The 1,182-nt window shown below is 70.6% G+C and carries 2 protein-coding genes; both read right to left on the reverse strand.

Going from position 1 to position 1,182, the window contains the following annotated elements; all coding sequences use genetic code 11:
* Positions 1–218 (reverse strand): coenzyme F420-0:L-glutamate ligase (locus P3H15_RS53995; protein ID WP_276144823.1); only part of this gene is annotated, 218 nt, incomplete at its 3' end.
* Positions 215–1,182: 2-phospho-L-lactate transferase (gene cofD, locus P3H15_RS54000; RefSeq protein WP_276144824.1), on the reverse strand; the 968-nt coding region annotated here is incomplete at its 5' end. The genes P3H15_RS53995 and cofD, both read right to left, overlap by 4 nt.

The following is a 1,182-nucleotide window of genomic DNA, read 5'->3' on the forward strand; positions in this document are numbered from 1 at the left end:
GGGTCGGTCGGCGAGGACACGATCCGGCCCTCCACCTTGGAGAACACCTTGCTGGTCACCACCAGCACGTCACCGCCGCGCAGCCACGGGGCGGCCGCGACAATCGCCGCGGCCAGGTCGTCGCCGGGCCGGAACTCGGGCAACCCGGTCACCGGCAGGATCTCGATCGCCCCGCCCGGCGCGTGATCCACCCGGGATGCACCGGTCGGTGCGGTCACAGTGTCACCCCGGCCACGTCCAGCGCCGCCTGCACCATCGCGGCGGTGGCGTCGGGGTCGGACATCAGCAACGGCACACTGGCCACGGCCACCCCGGGGACGTCGGCGGTGTCGGTGTCGTGGACCAGCCACCCATCGAGGATCCCCGTCCCACTCCGCGCCCCGTACCAGCGCCCGATCGCCTCCGCCGAGGTGTCCACCCCGATCACGTCCAAACATTCGTCGGCCATGCCGCGCAACGGTTTCCCACCCACGATCGGCGAGATCCCGACCACCTTCGCGGTCGTGGTCCGCAACGCCCCCCGGATCCCCGGCACCGCCAGGATCGCGCCGACGCTGACCACCGGATTCGACGGCGCCAGCAACACGATGTCGGCGCCCTCGATCGCCTCCAGCACCCCCGGCGCCGGGGACGCCTGCTCGGCGCCGATGTGCGCGAAACTGTGCGTCGGGACCTGCGCGCGGTGCCGAACCCACCAGTCCTGGAAGTGGATCGCCCGCTGCTCCCCGTCCTCCGGGTCGGTGATCACCACGTGAGTCTCACTACGATCGTCGGTGACCGGCAGCAACGTCACACCCGGCCGCCACCGGTTGCACAACGCCTCGGTGACCGCCGACAACGGATACCCCGTCCGCAGCATCTGCGAGCGAATCAGATGCGTCGCGATGTCCCGGTCGCCGAGCCCGAACCACTCCGGCTTCGCCCCGTACGCGGCGAGTTCGGCCTTGGCGTTCCAGGTTTCACCCGCATGACCCCACCCCCGGGCGGTGTCGATACCCCCACCGAGGGTGTACATGCAGGTGTCCAGGTCCGGGCAGATCCGCAACCCGTGCATCCACACGTCGTCACCGACATTGACCACCGCCGTGATCCGATGCGACGCACCCCCACCACCCGGCGCATCAACACCGAGAAGCCGCCGCACCCCTTGCAGGAACCGGGCCCCACCGACCCCGCCAACCA

Source organism: Rhodococcus sp. T2V, from assembly GCF_029269925.1.
Classification (GTDB): domain Bacteria; phylum Actinomycetota; class Actinomycetes; order Mycobacteriales; family Mycobacteriaceae; genus Rhodococcus_F; species Rhodococcus_F koreensis.